Annotated in this window: 19 protein-coding genes, 1 tRNA gene and 1 other RNA gene; 4 read left to right on the top strand and 17 right to left on the bottom strand. The window is 39.8% G+C overall.

All coding sequences use genetic code 11. The annotated features are described in order from the left end of the window. Nucleotides 1-6: 6 nt before the first annotated feature. The 5 genes from BZG42_RS04020 to BZG42_RS04000 all read right to left on the bottom strand — a co-directional run bounded on the left by BZG42_RS04020 (nt 7) and on the right by BZG42_RS04000 (nt 4,645). Nucleotides 7-639 carry an amino acid ABC transporter ATP-binding protein gene (locus BZG42_RS04020; RefSeq protein ID WP_024531858.1) on the bottom strand — a complete coding sequence of 211 codons (633 nt, stop codon included), beginning with the start codon at nt 637-639 and terminating at the stop codon, nt 7-9. Between the two features lie 9 nt (nt 640-648). Continuing rightward, nucleotides 649-1,290, bottom strand: coding sequence for an amino acid ABC transporter permease (locus BZG42_RS04015; RefSeq protein ID WP_024531857.1), 642 nt, complete (start codon nt 1,288-1,290; stop codon nt 649-651). A gap of 150 nt (nt 1,291-1,440) precedes the next feature. Continuing rightward, a complete protein-coding gene (gene glmS, locus BZG42_RS04010) occupies nt 1,441-3,252 on the bottom strand; it encodes a glutamine--fructose-6-phosphate transaminase (isomerizing) (RefSeq protein WP_155995870.1) in 1,812 nt (603 codons plus the stop codon). Between the two features lie 190 nt (nt 3,253-3,442). Beyond that, nucleotides 3,443-3,985, bottom strand: coding sequence for a signal peptidase I (gene lepB, locus BZG42_RS04005; protein WP_024531855.1), 543 nt, complete (start codon nt 3,983-3,985; stop codon nt 3,443-3,445). A gap of 33 nt (nt 3,986-4,018) precedes the next feature. Then, nucleotides 4,019-4,645 (bottom strand): GDSL-type esterase/lipase family protein, encoded by a 627-nt coding sequence (locus BZG42_RS04000; RefSeq protein WP_155964770.1) that lies wholly within the window; start codon nt 4,643-4,645, stop codon nt 4,019-4,021. Between the two features lie 87 nt (nt 4,646-4,732). Between BZG42_RS04000 and BZG42_RS03995 the strand changes: the two genes are divergently transcribed. After that, a complete protein-coding gene (locus tag BZG42_RS03995) occupies nt 4,733-5,848 on the top strand; it encodes an NAD(P)/FAD-dependent oxidoreductase (RefSeq protein ID WP_155995872.1) in 1,116 nt (371 codons plus the stop codon). A 277-nt stretch (nt 5,849-6,125) separates the two neighbouring features. Here BZG42_RS03995 and pyk read toward each other — a convergent pair whose 3' ends face one another. The 3 genes from pyk to BZG42_RS03980 form a co-directional block, all read right to left on the bottom strand. After that, nucleotides 6,126-7,631 carry a pyruvate kinase gene (pyk, locus tag BZG42_RS03990; protein WP_024531852.1) on the bottom strand — a complete coding sequence of 502 codons (1,506 nt, stop codon included), beginning with the start codon at nt 7,629-7,631 and terminating at the stop codon, nt 6,126-6,128. Between the two features lie 67 nt (nt 7,632-7,698). Then, nucleotides 7,699-8,709, bottom strand: a complete 1,011-nt coding sequence (pfkA, locus tag BZG42_RS03985; protein WP_024531851.1) for a 6-phosphofructokinase — start codon at nt 8,707-8,709, stop codon at nt 7,699-7,701. An 84-nt stretch (nt 8,710-8,793) separates the two neighbouring features. Continuing rightward, nucleotides 8,794-11,904, bottom strand: a complete 3,111-nt coding sequence (locus BZG42_RS03980; RefSeq protein WP_155995874.1) for a DNA polymerase III subunit alpha — start codon at nt 11,902-11,904, stop codon at nt 8,794-8,796. Nucleotides 11,905-12,060: 156 nt separating this feature from the next. Here BZG42_RS03980 and BZG42_RS03975 point away from each other — a divergent pair, with 156 nt between their 5' ends. The 3 genes from BZG42_RS03975 to BZG42_RS03965 are packed head-to-tail and all read left to right on the top strand — an operon-like array spanning nt 12,061 to nt 13,937. Beyond that, nucleotides 12,061-12,435: a GntR family transcriptional regulator gene (locus tag BZG42_RS03975; RefSeq protein ID WP_120171574.1), complete on the top strand. Its 375-nt coding sequence runs from the start codon at nt 12,061-12,063 to the stop codon at nt 12,433-12,435. Continuing rightward, nucleotides 12,428-13,135: an ABC transporter ATP-binding protein gene (locus tag BZG42_RS03970; RefSeq protein WP_024531848.1), complete on the top strand. Its 708-nt coding sequence runs from the start codon at nt 12,428-12,430 to the stop codon at nt 13,133-13,135. Before BZG42_RS03975 ends, BZG42_RS03970 begins: the two co-directional genes overlap by 8 nt. A gap of 19 nt (nt 13,136-13,154) precedes the next feature. Next, nucleotides 13,155-13,937 (top strand): ABC transporter permease, encoded by a 783-nt coding sequence (locus BZG42_RS03965; RefSeq protein WP_155995876.1) that lies wholly within the window; start codon nt 13,155-13,157, stop codon nt 13,935-13,937. 83 nt (nt 13,938-14,020) lie between these two features. Here the strand turns inward: BZG42_RS03965 and add are convergent, their stop codons facing one another. The 9 genes from add to BZG42_RS03920 all read right to left on the bottom strand — a co-directional run bounded on the left by add (nt 14,021) and on the right by BZG42_RS03920 (nt 23,886). Continuing rightward, nucleotides 14,021-15,034, bottom strand: a complete 1,014-nt coding sequence (add, locus tag BZG42_RS03960) for an adenosine deaminase (protein WP_165437089.1) — start codon at nt 15,032-15,034, stop codon at nt 14,021-14,023. Between the two features lie 374 nt (nt 15,035-15,408). Then, a tRNA-Ser gene (locus tag BZG42_RS03955) sits at nt 15,409-15,496 on the bottom strand. Nucleotides 15,497-15,498: 2 nt separating this feature from the next. After that, nucleotides 15,499-15,847, bottom strand: a transfer-messenger RNA (tmRNA) gene (ssrA, locus tag BZG42_RS03950). A 195-nt stretch (nt 15,848-16,042) separates the two neighbouring features. Next, nucleotides 16,043-16,282 carry a phage holin gene (locus tag BZG42_RS03945; RefSeq protein WP_227984782.1) on the bottom strand — a complete coding sequence of 80 codons (240 nt, stop codon included), beginning with the start codon at nt 16,280-16,282 and terminating at the stop codon, nt 16,043-16,045. Nucleotides 16,283-17,114: 832 nt separating this feature from the next. Further along, nucleotides 17,115-18,560 (bottom strand): sucrose phosphorylase, encoded by a 1,446-nt coding sequence (gene gtfA, locus BZG42_RS03940; protein WP_155995878.1) that lies wholly within the window; start codon nt 18,558-18,560, stop codon nt 17,115-17,117. 112 nt (nt 18,561-18,672) lie between these two features. Further along, nucleotides 18,673-19,503: a carbohydrate ABC transporter permease gene (locus tag BZG42_RS03935; RefSeq protein ID WP_120171571.1), complete on the bottom strand. Its 831-nt coding sequence runs from the start codon at nt 19,501-19,503 to the stop codon at nt 18,673-18,675. Between the two features lie 10 nt (nt 19,504-19,513). Further along, nucleotides 19,514-20,386, bottom strand: a complete 873-nt coding sequence (locus BZG42_RS03930; RefSeq protein WP_155963873.1) for a carbohydrate ABC transporter permease — start codon at nt 20,384-20,386, stop codon at nt 19,514-19,516. Nucleotides 20,387-20,466: 80 nt separating this feature from the next. Next, nucleotides 20,467-21,711 carry an extracellular solute-binding protein gene (locus tag BZG42_RS03925; protein WP_155995880.1) on the bottom strand — a complete coding sequence of 415 codons (1,245 nt, stop codon included), beginning with the start codon at nt 21,709-21,711 and terminating at the stop codon, nt 20,467-20,469. Nucleotides 21,712-21,720: 9 nt separating this feature from the next. Next, nucleotides 21,721-23,886, bottom strand: coding sequence for an alpha-galactosidase (locus BZG42_RS03920; protein WP_155963877.1), 2,166 nt, complete (start codon nt 23,884-23,886; stop codon nt 21,721-21,723). Between the last annotated feature and the right edge of the window lie 118 nt (nt 23,887-24,004).

Here is a 24,004-nt window from a genome sequence, read left to right as displayed (position 1 = left end):
TTTACCTCAATGTTTCGGTTCAATCTTGATGATTTCATCTGCGATATTCTCAGCAAACTGCATATCGTGGGTTACCACAATTTGTGTAATACCTGTCGCCCTATTCTCCAAAATCAATTTTTCAACTTCTTTTCTCAATTCAGGATCCAAGGCTGAGGTTGGTTCGTCATAGCCAATAATCTCAGGATCAATCATCATAGCACGGGCCAAGGCTACACGCTGCTTCTGTCCACCTGATAATGAGAATGGATAGGAAGTAGCATGATTTGCTAGACCTAGGGTATCCAAGAGTTTACGGGCCTTATCTTCCGCCTCCGAGCGCGACATATTTTGCGTTTTCATTGGAGAGAGAACCAAATTTTCCAATACGGATAAGTGTGGAAAAAGCTGGAAGTCCTGGAAGACAAAGCCCAGCAAATGTCGCTTTCCTAACTCATCAAGTGGCAGTTCTTGACCATTATAAATCAAGATTCCCGAATCAATTGATTCTAAACCTGCCAACATCCGCAAAAGAGTAGTCTTCCCACCGCCAGATTGACCAACAATGGCAATAATTTTCCCCTCTGGAATGAGCAAATCATAGTTGGAGAAAATCTGTTTATTATCAAAACGTTTTGATAGATTGCGTAATTCTAACATGACTTTCTCCTATCTATAGTAATCAAATTTCTTTTCCACTTGCTTAGAAACAAGAGTGACAGCACCAATCATCAGGAGGTAGATGGCTCCTGCGATAAACATAGGAGCCAAGCTAGCATCTCGGTTAGCTGCTGTGCGACTAGCCAACAAAAGATCACTAACTCCCAAAGCATACACCAAAGATGTATCCTTAACCAAGGTCATCACTTCATTAAAGACGCTTGGTAAAACAATTTTAACGACCTGTGGCAAAACAATATAACGAATGGTCTGAACAGGTGTAAATTTCAATACCTTAGCTGCTTCGTACTGACCAGCAGGAATGGCTTCAATCCCGCCACGAAAAATTTCTGAAAAATATGCTGCGTAATTAAACGTGAAAGCGATAATAACCGCTGGCATCCGATCAAACGTAATTCCTACGCTCGGCAAGACATAATAAACAAAGATCAGTTGCAAAAGCAAAGGTGTCCCACGCATAATCAACACATAAATATGTAGCAACCACTGTAAAGGCTTAAATTTAACCTGCATCAAGAAGGCAAAAATGGCTCCCAAAGGCAAGGATAAAATCAATACGAGAAAAAATACCTGAAGGGAGATAACTGCACCATTTAATAGACTGGGCAGAACTTCCAAAACATAATCCATAAAGCTCTCCTAAAAGAATGATTGGGTTCTAGTATATCAAAAAATATCTTTTATTTCAAAGGATTTTTCAGAATTTTTAATAAATTCCCTAATTTTTTATATTTTGCAGAAAAGGAAAGGAGATTTTGAAAATCCAAATCTCCCTTATACTTATTCAACCGTTACTGACTTAGCCAGATTACGTGGCTTATCAACATCCAGACCACGTTGAAGCGTTGCATAGTATGCAATCAACTGCGTCGGCACAACCATGGCAATAGATGATAAGAATGGATGAACAGTCGTAACAATAATATCATCATCTTCTTTGGCTACTGCTTGATCCACAATTGTCAAAACATTGGCACCACGCGCCACGACTTCCTGAATATTTCCACGTGTGTGGCTAGCCAAATGTGGATAGTTTGAAATCAAAGCCAATACTGGCACTCCTTCCTCAATAAGCGAAATGGTCCCGTGCTTCAACTCCCCAGCAGCAAAGCCTTCACATTGGATATAGGAAATTTCTTTTAACTTCAAACTTGCTTCCATGGATACGTAGTAGTCGCTACCACGACCGATATAAAAAGCATTGCGAGTAGTTGCCAAAAGTTTCTCAACCTTTTCAGCAATAACATCTTTTTCCGATAGACTAGCCTCAATGGATTGAGCTACGATAGACAGTTCATGCACCAAATCAAATTCCTTAGCATAGGCATTGCCATTTGCATCACCGACAGCCTTAGCCAAGATTGCCAAAGTAGCAATTTGAGCGGTGTAAGCTTTTGTAGAAGCCACTGCAATTTCGGGACCTGCATGAAGCAGCATAGTATAAGTTGCCTCGCGTGAAAGTGTTGAGCCGGGAACATTCGTCACAGTCAAACTAGGGATTCCCATTTCATTGGCTTTCACCAAAACCTGACGACTATCTGCTGTTTCACCGGATTGACTAATCATCACAAAGAGAGGTTTCTTGCTCAGAAGCGGCATATTGTGACCCCATTCAGATGAGATTCCCAACTCTACTGGAGTATCCGTCAATTTTTCCAAGAAATCTTTTGCGGCAAATCCTGCGTGATAAGACGTTCCAGCAGCTAAGATATAAATACGATCTGCTTCTTGTACTGCTTTGATAATATCCGCATCAACTGTTACCTGACCAGCTTCGTTGGTATAAGCGCTAATAAGTTTACGCATAACAGTTGGTTGCTCATCAATTTCCTTCAGCATGTAGTAAGGGTAAGTTCCCTTACCAATATCAGATAAATCCAGTTCCGCAATGTAGCTACCACGTTCGATACTATTTCCCTCATAGTCCATCACTTCAACACTATCTTTTTTCACAATAACCAGTTCTTTATCATGGATTTCCATATACTCACTGGTTTCACGAATCATAGCCATAGCATCTGAACAGACCATGTTGTAACCATCACCTAGACCAATCAAAAGCGGTGACTTATTCTTAGCCACATAGATTGTATCAGCATCTGTTACATCAATCAGAGCGAATGCATAAGAGCCTTGAATGATATGAAGAGCTTTCTTGAAAGCATCCAAGGTAGATAGCCCTTCCTCAGCAAAATGACCAATTAAATGCACAGCAATTTCTGTATCGGTTTGCCCTTTCAAGTCGTGACCTGTCAGGTACTCCTCCTTGATTTCTGCATAGTTCTCAATCACACCATTATGGACTAGAACATGGCTGACAGTTTGAGAAGTATGTGGATGAGCGTTGTTTTCAGTCGGTTTACCATGCGTTGCCCAACGAGTGTGACCGATTCCGGCTTTACCTTCGGTCTTATCTCCTACTTTCGCTGATAGTTCAGCAATACGCCCAACAGCCTTTACCAAATGAGACTGTTCACCTCCTGTCACAAAAATACCTGCTGAGTCATAACCACGGTATTCTAGCTTTTCAAGTCCTTGAAGCAAAATATCAGTTGCATTTGCATTTCCTACAACACCAACGATTCCACACATACATATCACCTTCAATGCTGGGCATTGACTTTCATTTTTTCATAAATTGGTCTAGTCAGATTTATATCAAAAAAAGACTGATAAAATCAGTATATAAAAAGATTCTATCTTTGTCAATATCTAAATTGGTCTAGTCAACTATTGAAAAATGAAGCAAAAGTTTCTAAGAATATTACTGAAAAAACTGGTCCTACCGGACCAGTCCTGTCTTAATAAAACCAAATTCGGATAAAGGGCTAACTCGAAAAGTTAGTCGTCCAATAATGTCTTTTCCAGCAATTAAACCAAAACTTCGACTATCCTTCCGATTCGTCCGAACATCATTGAGAACCAAATACTGTCCCTTTGGAATCACATCATACTTCCCTCCCGTCAAGGTTCCCAGGGTAAAGTCTTCTGTATAACTTTCCTGAGAATGAGGAGTCTTCAGATAATTTTCTGGGATGATCATATTGTTGCGATAAAGAACGTCATCCATGTAGGTAACACTCTCATTTTCAATCGCAATCACACGACTGACATACTCTTTTCCCTCATGTTTGTACAGGATAAAATCCCCATGATGTAGACGAACATTGCGGGCTGTCACGATGAAGTCATTTTTCTTCAAATAGTTATTTGCCATCTCCGCTGTAATCGTAACAGGTTCAAACAGCCAAAGCCTCAACCCAATGATGCCAAGAATCAATAAAATGAATAAGCTAACTTGTTTTATTAAATCTCTTTTTACCATAATCTCTCCATTTCAACTCTATTATACCATATTTCAAAACGCTTCGTTCATGAGATGGCGGTAAATTTCCTCAGCAATAACCTGATTTCCTAGCGGGTTCAAATGCAACCCATCGCTATAGTAGTCTAAGTGATTTTTAGTTAGTGTATAAAGATTGATAACCGACAAGCCTAACTCTTTCCCAATTTCAGGAATCATCACCTGTAGCTCATCTTCAATAATTCGATTATTAAGCCCAAAACGACTGGTAGGTACGAATGGAGGAACAACCAAATACACATCTGGTTGACTAGGCAACTTCATGTAACGCTCCGCCATTTCTCGATATTCTCTCTGAAACCTCTCCCTATTCCAATAAGGAGCGCGACTGTCATTACTACCAATCATTACGATAATAATATCTGCGTCATTATCAAGCAACAACTGAGCATTTTTTTCTAAAAAGTAAGGATAATCTGCCGTTGATTGAAGAGAACGACCACTCAAACCATAATTTGAAACTTGATAGTGAGCTCCCAACCTATCTGCCAAAACACAGGGATAGGCATCCCTTTCCCGATTTTCCAATCCATATCCGTAGGTCAAGCTATCACCTACTGCTGCTACCTTAATGGCCCCACTTCCAACCGTTAGGACCTCTGGATACATATTATCTGACACACAAACCCCTTTCTATTTTTATTATTTTCTATTGTAACATCTTGAAAAAAATAAATAAACTGATAAATTTGTGATATAATGAACATTATGAAGAAACAAGTAATCATTATAGGTGGAGGAATCGTTGGTTCAACCGCAGCCTTCTATCTCTCCCAAGAAGCAAATGTCAACCTTACCCTCATCGATTCCGGTATCGGAACAGCAACTCGTGCTGCTGCTGGTATCATCTGCCCTTGGATGGCCCAGAAGAAAAACAAGGACTGGTATAAGCTGACCTCAGACGGAGCGGTCTTCTATCGTCAATTGGTAGATGATTTGGAAAAGTCTGGCGCTAGTGACATCCCTTTTAAACAGACTGGAACAATTGGTCTTAAAAGTAAGCCAGAATTGCTAGATAAGATCCAAAAAATTGCTGAGGAACGCCGCCTTGATGCTCCAACAATTGGCAAGATTACACCACTTGTAGGTCCAGAAATCACAACCTATCTTCCCCCGCTCAAGCCCGACTATTTCGGCATTCATTTAGAAGGGGGCGGTCGAATTGATGGTGGACGCTTGATAGACATTCTGCAGGAGCAGTTTCTGAAAAATGGAGGAAGCTGCTTGAAAGGAGAGGCAACATTACTCGATGCTCACACAGTCAAAGTAGGTGACCAAATACTGACAGCAGATTCTATTATTCTAGCAACAGGCGCATGGCTACCGCATATTTTGGAGCCACTTGGTTATCAGGTTGATGTCCGACCGCAAAAAGGTCAGCTACTGGAATTAGATACTGACTTTGAAAGTGACCACTGGCCAGTGTGCATGCCGTATGGAGAGATTGATTTCCTACCTTTTGAAGATGGAAAGTTTATCATCGGGGCTACACACGAGGATGATATGGGCTACGATCTATCTCTTGATAGCAAAAAAATTCAGGCCATGCATGAGAAGGCGGCAGAGTTTATGCCTGAACTAGCCAATTTCCCTGTTGCACGAACTCGTATCGGTACTCGTGCCTACACCTCGAACTATGCTCCATTCTATGGAACGATCGCAGACATGCAAAACGTCTGGGTCGCTAGCGGTCTGGGATCAACTGGTCTAACAAATGGCCCATTTATCGGTTGGCAAATCGCTACTGAAATTTTAGGTCAAAATACAAATTTTGACCGTACCGCTTATTCACCAGATTATTATATTCAAAGGGTCGAGAAATAATATTTCTCGACTCTTTATTTGATTAAAACATCAAATCAAATACATTATCATAGAGTTGTTAAACTAGCTCGCAGAAAAAGTCTACCATAAAAACAAACATATGTAAGTTGATGAATAAAATAACCAGAAAGTTACTAATCCTATCATGAATAAGAATAAAGATAAAGTCGCTACATGATCAATATATAAGTTTGCTCCTTAACATGATAAAACACAGAAAAAAAGCCTGCTGTACAAGTCGAAAAACTTGATACAATAGGCTTTTTTAAGCATATTATTATTTTACAGTACGAACACGCATTGTATTTGTTGAACCAGCAACACCTACAGGAACACCCGCAACGATAACAATATCATCACCTGACTCAACAAGGCCTTGCTCTTTCGCAACGCGCTCTGCCAAGTCGAACATGTCGTCTGTTGAACTTGGACGCTCAGTGACAACTGGGATGACACCCCAGTTCAACATCAATGATTTTTGAACTTTCTCGTCAAATGTTACTGCCAAAATATCAGCATTTGGACGATATTTAGAAATTGCACGAGCAGAATATCCAGTTTCAGTCGCAGCAATAACCAATTTGATGTTCATTGAATGAGTAGCATCTTTAACTGCTGATGCAACAACGTCTGTTTTATTGTTACGAATGAAGGCATCAGATGACAAACGACCGTATTCTTCAAGAAGAGTTTGTGCATTCTTGCTGATTGTCGCCATTGTGCGAACTGCTTCAACTGGGTATTTACCGTTTGCAGATTCGCCAGAAAGCATAGTTGCATCTGTACCATCAATAACAGCATTAAACACGTCTGAAACTTCTGAGCGAGTCGCACGTGGTTTTTCAGTCATTGTTTCCAACATGTTTGTTGCTGTAATAACTGCCTTACCAGCCGCATTCACTTTAGTGATAATCATTTTTTGGTAAACTGGAACCATTTCAAATGGAACTTCAATCCCCATGTCTCCACGAGCAATCATGATACCGTCTGCTGCTTCGATGATTTCATCAATGTTATCAATACCTTGTTGGTTCTCGATTTTTGCAAACAATTGAACATGGTCATTGCCAGTTTCTTTACAGATATTGCGAACTACTTCTACGTCTCTTGCGGTACGAACAAATGAGATGGCGATGAAGTTCAAGCCTTGCTCAAGACCGAAACGAATGTCTGCGTTGTCACGATCTGCAAGAGCTGGGAAAGGAATTTTAGTGTAAGGAATATTTACACCTTTTTGTTTTGCGATAACACCATCGTTTTCAACTAGAACAATAAACTCACGGTTTACAGCGTCTTTTTCAACAACAGTCAAACCGAGCTTACCGTCGTCAACGAGGATTTGTTTACCGACTTCAACATCGTCAAAAATATCCAAGCCACCAGCTACGTTCAAAGCAATAACTTCTTTTGTAGATTTCACACCTTGTTTTGTAGTAACACGTAATTTATCACCGGTTGTGTAAGCGTACTCTTTAGCATCACCTTCAAACAATTCTGTACGGATTTCTGGACCTTTTGTATCCAACAAGAAGCCAACCTTCTTACCAGCAATTTCTTCCGCACGACGAACAGTTGCCATACGGTCACCTTGCTCTTTGTGGTCACCATGTGAAAAGTTGAAACGGAAGACGTTTGCACCTTCTGTAATCAGAGCAGCAATTTTCTGTGCTGATGCTTCAACATCCAATTTTTCGCCCCAGTAACCATCGTCACCGAATTTTTTACCGCCACGGATTTCTACCGCTGGACCAAGGGTTGCAACAATTTTAACACGTTTGTTCATCTCTAACAAAACTCCTTTTATTTTAATGGTCTTATGACCCTTCATTAACACTTTAAAACTACGCTACCTAGATTGACAAGTTACGGTTCAATTGAGCCAATCCCAAGTCCGCTTTATGCGGATTATTCACAACAATCTTACCTTCGGCTGTCAAACTGAACAAGGCACCCTCTTCGGCTGTACCGAGAATTGGGTTTTCAACCATTTGCTCATTACGAATTCCGACTGCAAGACCACCGCGACCTTCTTTAAGCAATTTAACAGCATGAGCACCCATGCGTGAAGCAAGTACACGATCACGCGCAGTTGGTGAACCACCGCGTTGGATATGGCCTAATTCTGTCACACGAAGATCGCTTGTATCTCCTGCTGCTTTCAATTCTTCTGCGAATTGTGCAACTGGCATAACTCCCTCTGCCAAAACAACGATACTATGTTTCTTACCATTTTCGTATCCAGCTCTAATCTTAGAAACAACATCATTGATATTAAATTCTTCTTCTGGAACAACGATCACATCTGCACCTGAAGCAATACCTGCCCAAAGAGCAATATCACCGGCATGACGTCCCATTACCTCAACAACAAAAGTACGGCGGTGGCTTGATGAAGTGTCGCGAATCTTATCAATCGCATCCATAGCAGTTGTTACTGCTGTGTCAAAGCCGATAGTGAAGTCTGTACCAACGATATCGTTATCAATCGTCCCAGGTACACCGATAGCTGGGAAACCATGTTCTGTTAAGCGCATTGCACCGTGGTAAGAGCCGTCACCACCAATCACGACCACACCTTCAATGCCATGTTTTTTCAATTGCTCAATCCCTTTTAGTTGCCCTTCTAACTTGGCAAATTCTGGATAACGAGCTGAACCGAGGAATGTTCCACCGCGTGAGATAATATCACCTACAGAGCGAGCAGATAGTTTGTGAATATCACCTGCAACCATACCTGCATAGCCTTCGTTGATTCCATAAACTTCCATTCCTTCTGAAATTGCTTGGCGAACAACTGCACGAATAGCAGCGTTCATACCAGGGGCATCACCGCCACTGGTCAAAACAGCAATACGTTTCATTCGTTAATGCTCCTTTTACTTTTCATTTTAACTGTCCTATTATAACATACTTAAACTAAACTTGCTTGACTTTTTACTATATTTTTATCGAAAAATCGTTTTCATGGCAAATTCAGCCAAGTCGGCTTCTAATTGAGGCGTTTTCATAACCATATAGCGTTCTGCTTGAATTGTCTGGTTACTATCTTGATAATGTAAAACAACGGGAATAGGACCTTTGTATTTTTCCAGAATACGAGCAACAGCATAATCATGCTCTTTGTTCTCTAACAGAATCCAGAATTTTTCCAAACTGATGGGTTCTACCTTTTCCAGAACCATCTGCAACCGACCATCACGTTCTTGAATCCTACCAGTAATGTAAGCAGTTACTCCTTCTTCTAACACCGGTCCATATTGACGATAAGCCTCTGGAAACAAAGTGACATCTAGTTTTCTCTTCGTATCTGTCACTTGGAGAAAAGCCATTTGTTCCCCAGTCTTTTTGGTCCGAATTAAACGAATGCTTTGCATTTGTACCAATATTGTCGCTCGATTTCCTGCTACTAAGTCAGCCAAATCTACAAAAGATCGCTGAGCATTCTGATAGATAGCGACTAAAGGATGGGGACTGATACCAACTCCCATCAATTCCTGCTCCATCATAAATTTCTCACTGTCACTATAGTCCTCTGCTTCTATCCAACTATAAGTATCTTCTGCAAAAAAGGAACCTATAGCTTCTACAAAAACGAGTAGATTGTCTAAGTTCTCCAGAATTTTTCTACGATTGTTCTCAAATTCATCAAATAGGCCAATCTGAATAAGCGGGATTAAGAGTTCCTTCTTTTTATAGTTATCAGGCAGACGCAAAATGAAATCTTCAACTGACTTATAAGGGCGATGTTCTAAAATCCATAAAGCAAAGTCTTTTGGAAAGCCTTTCAGTGTTTTCAATCCTAGATAAATCTTATCTTGTTCCACCTTATCATAGTAGGGAACATGATTGATTGTCAGTTTTCCCACTTTAAAATTAAACTGCAAAGCATCTTCAATGTAATGGCCACTAGAGTGATTGAGCATAACTGTAAAGAATACATCTGGATAGTGAGTCTTGAAATAAGCCATTTGAAAGGCGAGTGCCGAGTAAGCGTAAGCATGGCTACGGTTAAAACCATAACCTGCAAATTTAGCCATCATGGCAAAGATTTCTCTAGCCTTGCCTTCCTTGTGTCCCATGCTCAAAGCACCTGCAAGAAAATCAGCCTCCATTGCTTGCATTTCCTTGGCATTTTTCTTGGACATGGCTCTGCGGAGCAAATCAGCTTTTCCCAGTGTAAAACCTGCATAAGTCTGAGCAATTTGCATAACTTGTTCCTGATACAACATAATACCATAGGTCGGCTCCAAAATAGTTGCTATCGACGGATCCAGCAAATCGATCGTTTCTTGCCCATGTTTGCGCTTAACAAAGTTATCCGAATAATCACTTGCCCCCGGTCTATTTAAACTAGTTGTGGCCACAACTTCTTCAAACCGCTCAGGCTTCACCCTTCTTAGCAGATGAACAGCACCAGGTTGCTCAAATTGAAAAATTCCCTTGGTTTGTCCTGCTGCAAAGAGTTCCAAGGTTTTCTGGTCCTCCAAGTTAATGGCAGCAATGTCAATCTCTTTCTGGTACTGTTCACGCACTCCCTCAGCCATTTTTTGAACAAAGGTGAGATTGCGCAGACCCAAAAAATCCATTTTGAGAAGACCATTTGCCTCAACAGCATGAGCATCGTACTGAGTCACCAACATGTCATCTCCGATTTTTAAGGGAATCGTATCTGTTAAGTCCTCATCACTCATCACCACACCTGCCGCATGGATGGAGGTCTGGCGAGGTTGCCCTTCAATTTGCTGGGCGATAGCAAAGGCTTTTTTATACTCTATCTTACTATTGATTATCTGGCGGAAGGAGGCATTGCGTTGATAAGCTGAATCAAGAGTATCCCTAAAAGAAATTTTCTTTGTAATATTAGTCAATTCGTACTCAGGTGTTCCAAAGCGCTTAAAAACATCACGGATAGCTTGCTTGGCACCAAAGGTAGAATAAGTCACTATTTGCGCAGCATGGGTCGAACCATATCGATCACGCACATAGCGGATAAAGTCAGAACGATGAATATCCGGAATATCAATATCAATATCCGGCATAGAATAACGTTCCACATTGAGAAAGCGCTCAAACAGCAAGTTGTGTTTTACAGGATCAATACCTGTAATATTCAAAACGTAGGCCACCAGACTTCCCACTGCAGAACCACGCCCCATTCCCATATAGTAGCCCTGACTGCGCCCAAAACGAAGCAAATCCCAAACAATCAAAAAATAGTCGTCAAACCCCATTTGATGGATAACAGACAGCTCTCTCTCCAAGCGCTCTTGGTAGATAGAATGGTTTAATTGCTTATTCTGTAAGCCTTGATAAGCTTTTTCCCGCAATTCTTCTGCTGCAAGTCGCTCTCTATTAAAACGTGGCAGTTTCAAACCTGTATCAAGATGGTAAGAAATTCCCTGAACTAACTTTTCCAAATTGCTGACAGCCTGAGGAAAACGAGCGATAAATAGATTGGTTAAACTATCAGCAGACAGTAAGACTTGCCTGCTATCAATATCTCCCACTTGATTGAGGGGAACATTATCTCGAATGGCATGAAGAACCTGTAAACTTTCCAATTGCCCCTCTTCAAAAAATCGCACCGTATGGAGGGGAAGGATTGGCTTGGTAAACTCTTGGATAGGGAGATCAGCAGTAACCCCAATATAATAATCCAGGCCTAAATCCAACTGTGCAACATCAGAAAAATAGGGAACGATTACTGCTATATCGACTAAATACTGACGAATTGCTTCAAAATCATCCTGACCAGTCATTTTTGCAGTTGAAATTTTAAGTAAATTGCGATACCCCTCAGTCGTCAAAGCCACCAGTTGAGTCGTGATTTCCTGCTCATAGTCTGCCAACTTCCAATTCAGTTCGCATCCGATGAGCGGCTGGACGTTTTCCCTTTGGCAAGCTACCATGAAATGATAAGCTGCGTAAAGGCTATTCTTATCCATAATTCCCAAGGCTTGATACCCTAGTTCTTTACCCCTGCTAACGTACTCTTCTATTGTTACCATGCTATCCATAAAGGTATAGACGGTTTTGGTATCTAATTGTGCTAGCATGGTTTTCTCCTTCTTGTCTTTCTTCCATTATACCAAATTATCATGTAAAAATATTTTTCAGACATTTAAAACATTTTACTTGAAAATTTATATAGATTGTTGTATTATTTATATAAGACATAAATACGAAAATAAATCCTTAGAAAGGACACGATTATGGCTTGGAAATTTGACAACAATATCCCCATTTACATTCAGATTAGCAATACTATCAAACTCCAGATTATCACTAATCAATTAAAATCAGGAGATAAGCTACCGACCGTTCGCGATTTAGCTGAAATCGCTGGGGTCAACCCTAATACCGTTCAGCGAGCCTTGTCTGATTTAGAAACGGAAGGATTTGTTTATTCCGTCCGTACGACAGGGCGATTCGTGACAGACAATCAAGAATTGATTGCACAGACTCGTTTGCATCTAGCCCAGAAAGAACTAGAAAACTTTGTTACCAATATGTTGGACTTGGGCTTCAAACAAGATGAGCTACCGCATCAATTGGATGACTACTTGAAAGGAGTTACTTATGAATAATCCGTACACTTTGGTTGAGCTACAACAAGTCTCAAAATCTTATGGTGGAGCTGTTGCCCTCAATAATGTTAACTTGAAACTGACCGCTGGCAAAATCATTGGACTCTTGGGCCCAAATGGATCTGGTAAAACAACCATGATCAAATTGCTAAACGGTCTCTTACAACCTGAATATGGCCAAGTACTTATTAACGGTCGTACTCCTTCACCAGAAACAAAGGCTATCGTATCTTACCTCCCAGATACAACCTACCTTGATGAACATATGAAGGTTCTAGATGCTATCGCATTTTTTGAAGATTTCTACGCTGATTTTGATAAGGAACGTGCTCTTCATCTCTTGCAGGATCTAGGCATTGATTTAAACAGTCGCATGAAACATCTGTCTAAAGGAAATAAAGAAAAAGTACAGTTGATTTTAGTGATGAGTCGTCAAGCCCAACTCTATATTCTAGATGAGCCAATCGGAGGTGTCGATCCTGCCGCTCGCGACTATATCCTAAAGACCATTGTCAATAACTATTCTCCAACTGCTTCTGTTATTATTTCTACACACTTGATTTCAGATGTTGAACAAATTTTAGATGAAGTGATTTTTCTTCACTACGGAAGCATCATTCGTCATGGAAATGTGGATGATTTACGAATCGAGAGCGGCGAGTCAATTGATGAACTTTTCCGCCAAGATTTTAAGGCTTAGTTAATATAAGGAGATGACTATGTTTAGAAAATTATTGAAACACGAATTCCAGTCCATCGGAAAATGGTATCTGGGAATCTACATTGCCTCTTTAGCACTATCAGTAGTGTTGGGTTTTTGGCTCCAAGCTCTGGCTCTTCGAACACCGATTGGAAATACTGAACCCAATGTAGGTGAGATGGTCCTTCTTGGAACATCCTTTATGACCTTTGGTATTTTGATTGCAGCACTCTTTCTCTCAACATTCTTCCTAGTAATTAATCGTTTTAGAAAAAATGTCTATGGTCGCCAAGGTTACCTCACCATGACCCTACCCGTTGACAGCCATCAAATTATTCTAAGTAAGCTCTTGGTATCTCTTGTCTGGTACATCTTAGCAATTATTACAGCTATCTTTTCTATCGGAATCGTTATTACACTGATTCTGATGCCAAGTGATAAGAATGCTCTTTCCCAACTACAAATAATCATCCAGAATCTGAACTGGACAACGTTGTTCAGTCGATTTATCTATGGTTTGATTGAAATTATTGCCAATATCCTCTTGATTTACTTTTCTATATCTGTCGGTCAACTTTTCAAGGATCATCGTTTTCTCTTTGCTGTCTTGACGTATGTCGGAATTGGAATTGTTGTCGGAGTATTGAGTGCCTTTCTTCACTTGAACAGCTCAGAAGCACTTTCTGGACTAGCTTTCTCTCTCTACCCAAGTCCAATCTTGTCTTTGATAAATATTATCCTTTCTTTTGCCTACTACTTTGGAACCTATTTCATTATGACCAAGAAATTGAATCTACAATAAACAAAAACATCTGTATCAATGAACTGGTACAGAAGTTTTTTAATTTTGCTAAAAATATGAAAGGAAATAACAATAGCAAACCATCATAGGCTGTAGTGCTGAGCTAGTTGTTCAAGTAAGCACTCCTTCTCCCTATGACTGGCAAAGCTGGCTTGAACAGCATATTGATTAAAGCGATAAAATTCTTCCTTACTTGTCCCAAAGTGCTCTACAAACAATCGGTATTCTTTATTTAGATTGGTATCAGAAACTGTACGATTATCCGTATTGATAGTAATCTTGGCCCCAGCTTGTAATAATTGACGATAAGGGAAATCTGCGAGAGAGGATGCGGCTCCGGTCTGAAGATTGGAGGTCAGGCACATCTCAAGCGTTGCTCCGCTATTGACAAACTCTTGGATGGCTTCTGGTTGATTGCTAAGAGCTGTACCGTGACCAATCCGCTTAATACCTAAGGTCAATGACTGAACAACATTTGTCACACAGCCACATTCACCAGCATGAAACGTCATTGGATAACCGAGAGATTGGGTAAATCGAATCAGTTCTTGAAGCTTTTCTGTTGGATAATCTGCTTCGTTTCCTGCAAAATCAAAGCCAACAAGTCCTCGTGGCGCCAGATCTGCGATAGCAGAAAAAATATCTCTCGTCCGACTAGGGTCGGTTTGTTTTAAGCCACAAACTAACAGTTTTGCAAGAACACCAAAATCCTTAGTCGCTTTCTCTAGACCTGCTAAAACAGCTTCGACACTTTCTAAAATTGTCAACCCTTGATCTGTAGATAATTCAGGTGCAAAACGAATTTCGATATATACCACCTTGTCCTTGGCAGCCTGTCGCACAACATCATAAGCTGCAAGTTCTAAGGCTTCTGCTGTCTGCAAAAGTGGTCGAATAAAATCAAAGGTTTTCAAATAAGTAAGTAGACTATCCACCTTTCCCGGAACGCTGACCAATTGTCGCAATTCGTCATCGCGATTGGGGATCTCAATCTCGGCCATCTGAGCCAATTGGCGTATAACTTCTAAAGACAAAGAACCATCTAGGTGGCAATGTAGCTCGGTTTTGGCTAGTTCATTTACGTTCAACACTGTCAAAGTGACCTCCTTTTGGTATATTGTTAACTATCATACCACAATTCAAAAGAAAAACAAGATTTTTCCACGTAAAAAGGAACGATTTTGCTTCATTATTAAAAAATATACGAAATTAACTATTTTTTCTGCATGTTAGATTATCAGAAGTCAGGGCTTATTCTAAGACAAATTTTTCATAAAAACGGGTTACTTTATTGCTAACACTCGTATCTTTCCTTAAAAAACTGCAATAGCTCATTAACCACTGCATTTTGATCTCTTACTTTGAAGGAATGAAACTGAACTATTGATTCAATTCTGGGGTATCCATTTTTGTCACCTAGCCACAATAAACAAAAAAAGAACGATTGTTCAATCGTTCTCCTCTATGTACACGGAAGACATGGGATTCGAACCCACGCACGCTGTTACACGCCTACCGCGTTTCCAACACGGCCTCTTGAGCCTCTTGAGTAATCTTCCATACATGGAGCTGGTGGGAGTCGAACCCACGTCCAAACACCTGCCAACTTATTCGTCTACAACCATAGGTTATGTCTTATTTTAACCTGGACTCGATACATAACTCAAACCTAGACCAAGCGAGTCAGTAAATCTCTTTTGGAACTTCCTGACTAAATCCCAACGTAGCTTGTTAGTCTTAAGACTAACCAACAAACACAAGCAATTTGCGGTCAGTCACGCAGGCAGGTTTTTAAGCTGCTAATGCGTAAGTGTTTGTATTTTTTGCAGTTATATTTAACTGGCAATTTTACATCTGCCGATGAGTTGCAGAACAAGCCTCATAATGCCTGTCGAATCCGTAACAACCCCGAAAGCTTAGTACGAAAAATATTATAACAGATTTTTTTATAAATAGCAAAATTATTTTTAAAATAGTTTGGATTGACGATTCTTAGAAAACTTGTAACACTGCTAGGGATTGTAAACAAGTTCCGTAAATTTAGAGACTCTGACACCCACTCAATTTGTTTGTGTAAATTGTACATCCCCTGTAAGACAAAAATCCTACTTTTTAATAACTTTCTCCGCCTCTATGTCCGGCTTATTATTTAAGACACCTAAAAAGACAAGAATACTAAGAATGATACAAATCGTTTGTTCGAGTTGATTTATAGTGCGAGTAATCTCGATGTGAAAATAATTAACTAAAATATTATCAATCAACATAAGCATCAAAGATGTAAAACCAACCCAAAACATATGCTTTTTTACACGACTTTTTAAATGTTTCATAAAATGCTTCATATTTCTTCTCCTTTTTATATAAATAGAACTGAATTTTAACATATAAAAATGGAGATTACAAGTAAATATACGTCTTTCAGCCTAATAGATCGTATTTTCCTATTTTATGTCATAAGATAAAATGATTGTAGATCTAGCGCAAATTTTATACGAAAGAAGTACAGCCTAAGAACCTATATTCACAACATCATAAAATCATTAAAATACGACTAATGTGAGGTAGTTTTACCAAAGCGACCTATGTTGGTACTGATTTTTCAACATCCTTGACTAATCTTCAAGAGTGGTTCAACCAAGAGAAAGTCCGCTATACTTACTCCCCAACGCTTTGGTATGATTTGCCAGCTTCCTTTGATTTTTTCAAAAATATCTACTGGACACTAGAACTCCTTTGCCATCACTTGACGAGCTACTAAAATCCCTGATTTTGTGCCATGAAGATTAGCTACATAAACCGTTGTTTCACACTTTGAGAATCAATGATGGCATGGATTGGCGAGACTGCTCTACCAGCTTTTGCTCACTTTTTTTAACAAGCTCTGTCAAAATGGTATCCTACATAGCACGACGAAAGAAACTTCATACCGTTAGGTCATGAGAGAGCATACACCATTGATAACCTCTTTTAGTGATGTACAAAGTTACATTAACAAGTTCTCGTTCAGACCATTTATAAGTGCCGCATTTGGAAAAGTAGGATTCAAGCTTAGCCCATTCCTGAGTGCTTAAATCAGTATCATATGTTTTTCATGTCATAGTTTTAGTTTAATATTTTTTGTGGATACGGGTTCTAAGAAAAATCCCCAGATTTGGGGATCTTAGGGAGAATAAACTATTCAAATGTTACAGCTTGTCCATTCTCATTGACATTATATGTCAAATCCTTCAGGTTAATAGCCGCTTCAGACACGATTGATTTGTCCGCATTGCATCGAGTGATGACAATGCTATTTTCATCTGGAGTCGCCACATCAATGCTACCGTTCAAATCAAAGGCTGCCGATTTGTTGCGATAAGTAAAGAGTTTGAGCAATGCTTTAACGACAGGACGTTGCACTTCTTGTGCAATTTCTTCACTTGTGTAGTAGTGACGGTTGATGTTGCGCCCCTCCTTGGTACTTTCAAGGAGATCTAGATCGTTTTTACCAGCCAAAAAACCAACGTAGTAAACTTGTGGAATACCCGGTGCAAAGGCCTGAATCAGACGAGCAAGGAAGTATTTCTTATCGTCATCACCGAGGGCAGAATAATAGGTTGAGTTAATTTGGTATATGTCCAAATTATTGTACTCAGCTGATGAGTATTTCCGCTTGACATTGGCACCGACCTTGTAAAGTTCGTTAGAAGCAAAGTCAATCTCTTCATCTGTCAAGATGTCCTTAACATCAACGACACCAATACCATCGTGGGTATCAAGGGTTGTAAACTGCTTCATTGGGCTCATCTTCAACCACTTAGCCAGTTGATTGGTCTTCCCCGAATAGAGCGCGTGTAAGGTCACCATTGGGAGGGCAAAGTCATAGACATAATAATCATGGTCTGCAATCTTGAACTGAATGGTGTAATGCTCATGGATTTCTGGCAAGAGCTCTGCTCCTGCTTCTGCAGCCATGTCACGGATCTTATCGAGCAAATCCCAGATTTCAGGTTCTACAAAGAAGTCATTGGTGTCCAATTTCTTAATAGCATAGGCAAAGGCATCTAGACGAATGAGGTCACAGCCATTTTCTGCCAAGTTTTTGATAGTATTCTTGATGAAGTCCATCGTCACTTCTTTGGTCACATCAAGGTCAATTTGTTCCTCACCAAAAGTGTTCCAGAGATGTTCTTTTGTACCATCCGCAAAGACAATTTCCTGCATAGGCGCTCTATCTTTACGCTTGTAAATCAAATCAACATCTTCTTGAGTTGGACGGTTTTCTGGCCAGAATTTTTCCCAACGCAAGAAAAGATCAGCATACTCAGAATCATCTTTCTTTTCTTGGAAATCTTTGTAGTATTTGGATTGACGAGATATGTGGTTGATCATAAAATCAAACATGAGGTAATACTTGTCCCCCAAACGTTTGACATCATCCCAGTTTCCAAAGGCGCTATCTACTTCCTCGTAATCAACCGGCGCAAAACCCCGATCCCCAGTTGATGGAAAGAATGGTAGCAAATGCACACCACCAATGGCATCTCCGAAATACTTGGTTAGATTTTCATCTAGTTCTTTCAAATTTTTACCCAAACTGTCTGAGTAGGTAATCAACATGATTTTATTTGTAATAGTCATAGGACACTCCATTTCTTCATTTTATGATTGGTAGCAAATAGATTTATTTTTCGTATACCAACAGACTTTTCTATACTGACGAATAACTTTAGTTTACCATCACAATCAACACTTATTTTACAGAACCACTTGTCATACCAGAGATGATATTCTTTTGGAAAATTAGATAAACAATCAAGATTGGTACGATACCTACCACATAGGAAGCAAATGATGGTCCATAATCACTGAAATACATGCCTTGATAGTTGTATTGGAAAAGTGGCAAAGTCCAAGTGCTGGAATCCCGATTGAGAACCAAGAGGGGCAAGAGGAAGTCATTCCATACCCAAAGAGCATTGATAATTAAAACCGTCGCATGCATAGGCTTCATTAGTGGGAAAATAATCTTGCGGTACATAGTAAAGCGACCAGCCCCATCGATAGATGCTGCTTCATCCATCTCAGTCGGTACGATAGTTTTGATATAACCGACATAGAGAAATAGTGTCTGAGGAATAGCATAGGTCAGATAGAGAATTGTCAAACCAACAAGATTTGTCATTTTCAAGTTGTTCATTAATTTAGCCATTGGCAGCATGATAACTTGGAATGGCACAAACATCCCAATAATCAAGAGCGTGTACATGATGGCAAAGATTTTTCTACGATCCATATGACGGGCAATGGCAAAAGCTGCCATAGGAATAACGATAATAATTAAGCCCACACTCACAACGGTAAGAAAAGCAGAGTTCAAGAAATAATGGGTAATACCATCATTGAACAATCGCTCAAAGTTGACCAGTGTCCACTCTTCTGGTAAACCAAAGAAGTTCCCAGTGATTTCCTTTGTTGTTTTAAAGGCACTGATAATGGTCACCGCAAGAGGAATCAACATAAGCAGAATCCCTGTTACCAATACAATGTAGGTAATAATATTATTCTGTTTTTTGAATTTCATATTAAAGACCTCACACTTCATATTTTTTGGATAGAGTAATTTGTACCACAGAGATGATGGTAATAATCACAAAGAGTACTACTGCAATGGCATTAGCATAGCCGAACTGGTTATTGGTAAAGGCATTGTCGTAGACCAATAATCCCAATGTTTTGGTTGCCCCATCTGGACCACCTTTGGTCAAAGAATAAATCAAATCAAAAGCTGTCAAACCAGATTTCATAGCCAAGATAAAGACCATGCTGATGGACGGCAACAGGAATGGCAATTCAATTTGAAAGAATTGTTGACGTTTGTTTGCTCCATCAATAGCTGCTGCTTCTTTGATCTCTTCTGGGATAGATTGCAAACCGGACAAAAGGATGACCACTGGCATGGCAAGACCTTGCCAAAGTGCAACAAATAGAACAGACCAGAACACTGATTTTTCTTGGAAAAGAAGGTTGGAACTGAGCCAGTCAATATTCAATAACTCCCCAATTTGTGGTAGTCCATAGTTAAAGAGTTGGCTAAAAATCAAACCGATGGTTACTGTTGACAGCACTGCTGGGAAGAAATACCAGGTTCTAAAGAAACCGACAGCCTTAATCTTACGATTGAGCAAGGTTGCTAACCAAGTACCAATCACAATTTCTCCAATTACCAAGGCAATGGTAAAGATAATCGTGAACCCTAAACTTCTGTAGAAAGCTTGATCATGGAATACTTTAATGTAGTTATCTAGACCGATAAAATTGAAATTTCGGGTCAAGCCTGTCCAGTCAGTCATCGAATAAATGAATCCATTTACTAAAGGGTAAAAGAAGAAAATGAGCTGAAGTAAGACAGGAATCGCCACAAAACTGTACGCCCAGTATTTGCTGGTAAATCCTTTTTTGTTCATAGTGTGTCTCCTTGTTTACTAATGTAAAGAGCTTGGCCATACTCCCAAGCTCTTCCAATGCTTAAATCAACAACAAACAATTACTTCATGGTATCAAAGAATGTGTTCAATGCTTTGGTATAAGCATCCAAGTCTTGGTTCTTAATGTAAGAAACGTTAGCATCCCAGAATGTTTCTTCTGAGGTCCACTCAGAATGCAACCAGATGGCTTGTTGGTCAGTGAAGGCCAATTTGGCAACATCTGCAAGCTCTTCAAATTTACCTTCTGTTTTTACACCTGTTACAGAAGTTGGTGATCCATCAACATCATAGTATTTTTGCATAGCTTCTTTTGAGCTTAGGTATTTGACAAACGCTTTGGCACCATCCACATTCTTAGAATCTGCTGAGATAGATACAGCCAAGTCAGCTGCTCCGACTGTCATTGCTGGTGCATCTACTGTCAAACCTGGCATTGGGAAGAATCCAACTTCAAATTTTGGTTCTTGTTGTTTGATAACTGTCAAAGCCCATGAACCATTTGGCATCATCAAGGCCTTCCCTTCTGCAAAGGCTGCAACTGTATCTGCATAAAGAGCACCGTCAGAGTTGGCTTGACCGTTACCTGCCATGAGGTTCAGGTAAGCAGCAACGTTTTTTGTTACATCATTGACCTTAATGCCACCTTTATCACTGAAGCGAAGTGCTTCATTTGCTTCTTTGGCACTTCCAGCGCTTTGAATCCAAGCTAATTGTGCATAACCGTTTACTGTCCAAGAGTCACCTAAAGCTTCTGCAAATGGAGTTTGTCCTGCATCTCTAATTTTCTTAACGTTTTCTTGGAATTCTGCCAAACTTTTTGGTACTTGAATACCTAGTTTTTCAAAGGCAGTTTTATTGTAATAGATGCCAGAAACATTTGTTGTCAATGGTACATTATAAATTTTGTCATCGACTGCATAGGCTTTCGCAGCACCATCATTTAGGTTACCAAGAATTTCTGATTCATCTGTTAAATCTACAAATTGACCATCTGCTGCCCAGCCTTTAAAATCAGCATTTTGTGGGTAAATATTGATGACATCTGGCGCCTCACCATTAGCAATACGTGTTTTCAATACTGTTCCTGGATCTGGAACACTTGTCAATTTAACTTTCACTTCATCTTGAGATTTGTTGTAATCATCAACGATTTCTTGCAAAGTAGCTTGCATCTCAGGTTTTTGTGAGAAGAACTCAACCTCTTTGGCAACTGAACCACCACCTGATTGAGAGTCACCACAAGCAGCTAAGAAGCTAGCAAAGGCAACCATTGTTGCACATTTAAGAATAGATTTGAATTTCATAATATCCTCCTATTGTTTATGAAATATATATTGAACACTAAAGTAATCTTTTTGAATATGTGGCATGGTTAAGCCTATGTTCATGAGTTCGTCTCCGTAAAAGCTGGCATCTAATTCCTTAGAATAGTATAGCGCCTTCTCATCCAGTCCCTTGAGTTTGACATGTAGCAATGGTGCTTCTGGTTGAGAGAGAATTTTTATGAAGGTGAAAACAACTTGGCTCTTGTCTTCATTGACATAATTGTAGGCATGAGTATTGTTGGTTTTCTTGAGTCGATAATAATCACCGAATTGAACGGTATGGCGAATTGATTTGTAGTTTTTGACTTCTTGTTCAATTTCTTGAAGATCGTCTTTAGTCAAAGCATGCAGATCCAATTCATAACCTAGATTTCCAAGCATAGCTACATTTCCCCTAGTTGCAAGCGAAGTAATGCGACCTGTTTGATGATTGGGCACTGCGGAAACATGAGAACCAACTGCAATAGATGGGAAAATTAATCCTGTCCCGTCCTGAATAGAGAGACGTCCGATGGCATCCGTATTGTCACTAGCCCAAGCTTGTGGCATATAATAGAGTAAACCAAGATCATTTCGACCACCACCACCTGAGCAGGACTCAAAAAGAATTTCTGGAAAACGCTGATGGAGTGTTTCCAAAACTCTGTAAAGCCCCAATATATAGCGATGGTAAAATTCATGTTTCTCATGATTAGCCTGAAGTTCAGGAATGTTGGTTATATTGCGGTTCATATCCCACTTGACATAAGAAATGTTAGCAGACTGAAGAACACTTGAGACAGATTCAATTAGGTAATCACAAACTTCATCTTTTGATAAGTCCAAAACCAATTGTTCTCGACTATAGGTGTGACTTCTCCCAGTGGTCTGAATAGTCCAGTCTGGATGTGCCCGATATAAATCACTATCTTCAGAAACCATTTCTGGCTCAAACCAGAGTCCAAATTTCATGCCTAAATCAGTAATTTTTTTTGCTAGACCATTTAAACCAGATGGTAATTTTTGGCGGTTTTCCACCCAATCACCTAATGAACAGGTATCTGAATTGCGTTTTCCAAACCAACCATCATCCAAGACAAAGAGTTCAATCCCAGTTTCTTTAGCTGATTTTGCCAAGTCGACAATCTTTTCTTCAGTAAAATCAAAATATGTTGCTTCCCAGTTGTTAATGAGAATCGGTCGTTCTTTATGAGCCCAATTCCCTCTAACTAAGTGATGACGAACAAAATTTTGACTATCCTTTGTCAAGCCCGTAAACCCCTTTGAAGTATAGGAAAGTAAGGCTTCTGGCGCTTGGAAGGAGCTATAGGCTTCTAACTTCCAATTGAATTTTTCATCATTGAGACCAATTCCTAGTCTCGTAGTGTGAAGAGCGGTTGTTTCTGCAAAGGCTATAAAATTGCCTGAATAAACCAATTGTGCCGTGTAAATCTCACCTGCATCCTCACTTGCATCTGGATCAGCCAAAGCAATAAAAGGGGTTCTCGAATGACTAGAAGCTCCACGGATGCTCCCCACAGAATATTTGCCTTGTGTCAAAGGAGTTCTAGTCCATTCTTTTTCATAGCCATAGCGACCAGTAAGCGTATGAATGGTGAAATCCTTATGTGGTAAATCCAGTGTCATAGACAAAGCTTTTTCAATGTGAGTTGCTTCTCTCCCCGTCTGAATCAAGGCAGACCTTGTTAAGTAGTTGGCTCTTGAAAAGAGACTATAGGTTAGTGTTACTGTCACATCTATCAATTCATCGTAGAGGTCAATCTCTAAGGTTTCCACCTCTTCATCTCCACCGAAACTTGCTGGCAAACCAACTAGGTCTTTTTTCCCTACAAAAATCCGATGATCCTTGTAGCGTAAATCCAGACTTGTTCCCTTTTCGTTTCGCAATTCAATGGCAGATGTTCGAAAATCTCCTAAACCATTGCTAGAATACTCAAGTGGCAAGGTATCTAGTGAAAAAGTCCGATCCTTACTAATTGGATTGGGTGAGAAAGCCCGATCCAGGTATGTTATTTTATTGTCTCTACTAAAATGATTTACTTTTTTTCCAAAGTAACGATGAACCAAGAGTCCATTTTCTAAAACCTGAAGAACATAAGAGAAGTCAACAGACTGCAAATGAAACAGCGATGTACTTTCTTGATAATTGATCATGGCAACTCCCTTCCTTAACGATGAATTCATTTTACCAGATGAAAGCGCTTCATAAAATGGAATTTTGTTACTAAAATATGGTAAAATGTTAGTGAATATTTCTCAGGAGGAGTTTGAC

Source organism: Streptococcus sp. DAT741 (assembly GCF_009866825.1).
In the GTDB taxonomy this organism is placed as follows: domain Bacteria; phylum Bacillota; class Bacilli; order Lactobacillales; family Streptococcaceae; genus Streptococcus; species Streptococcus ruminantium.
Note: the sequence above shows the minus strand (reverse complement) of the source record. Positions and strands in the feature narration are given on the sequence as shown.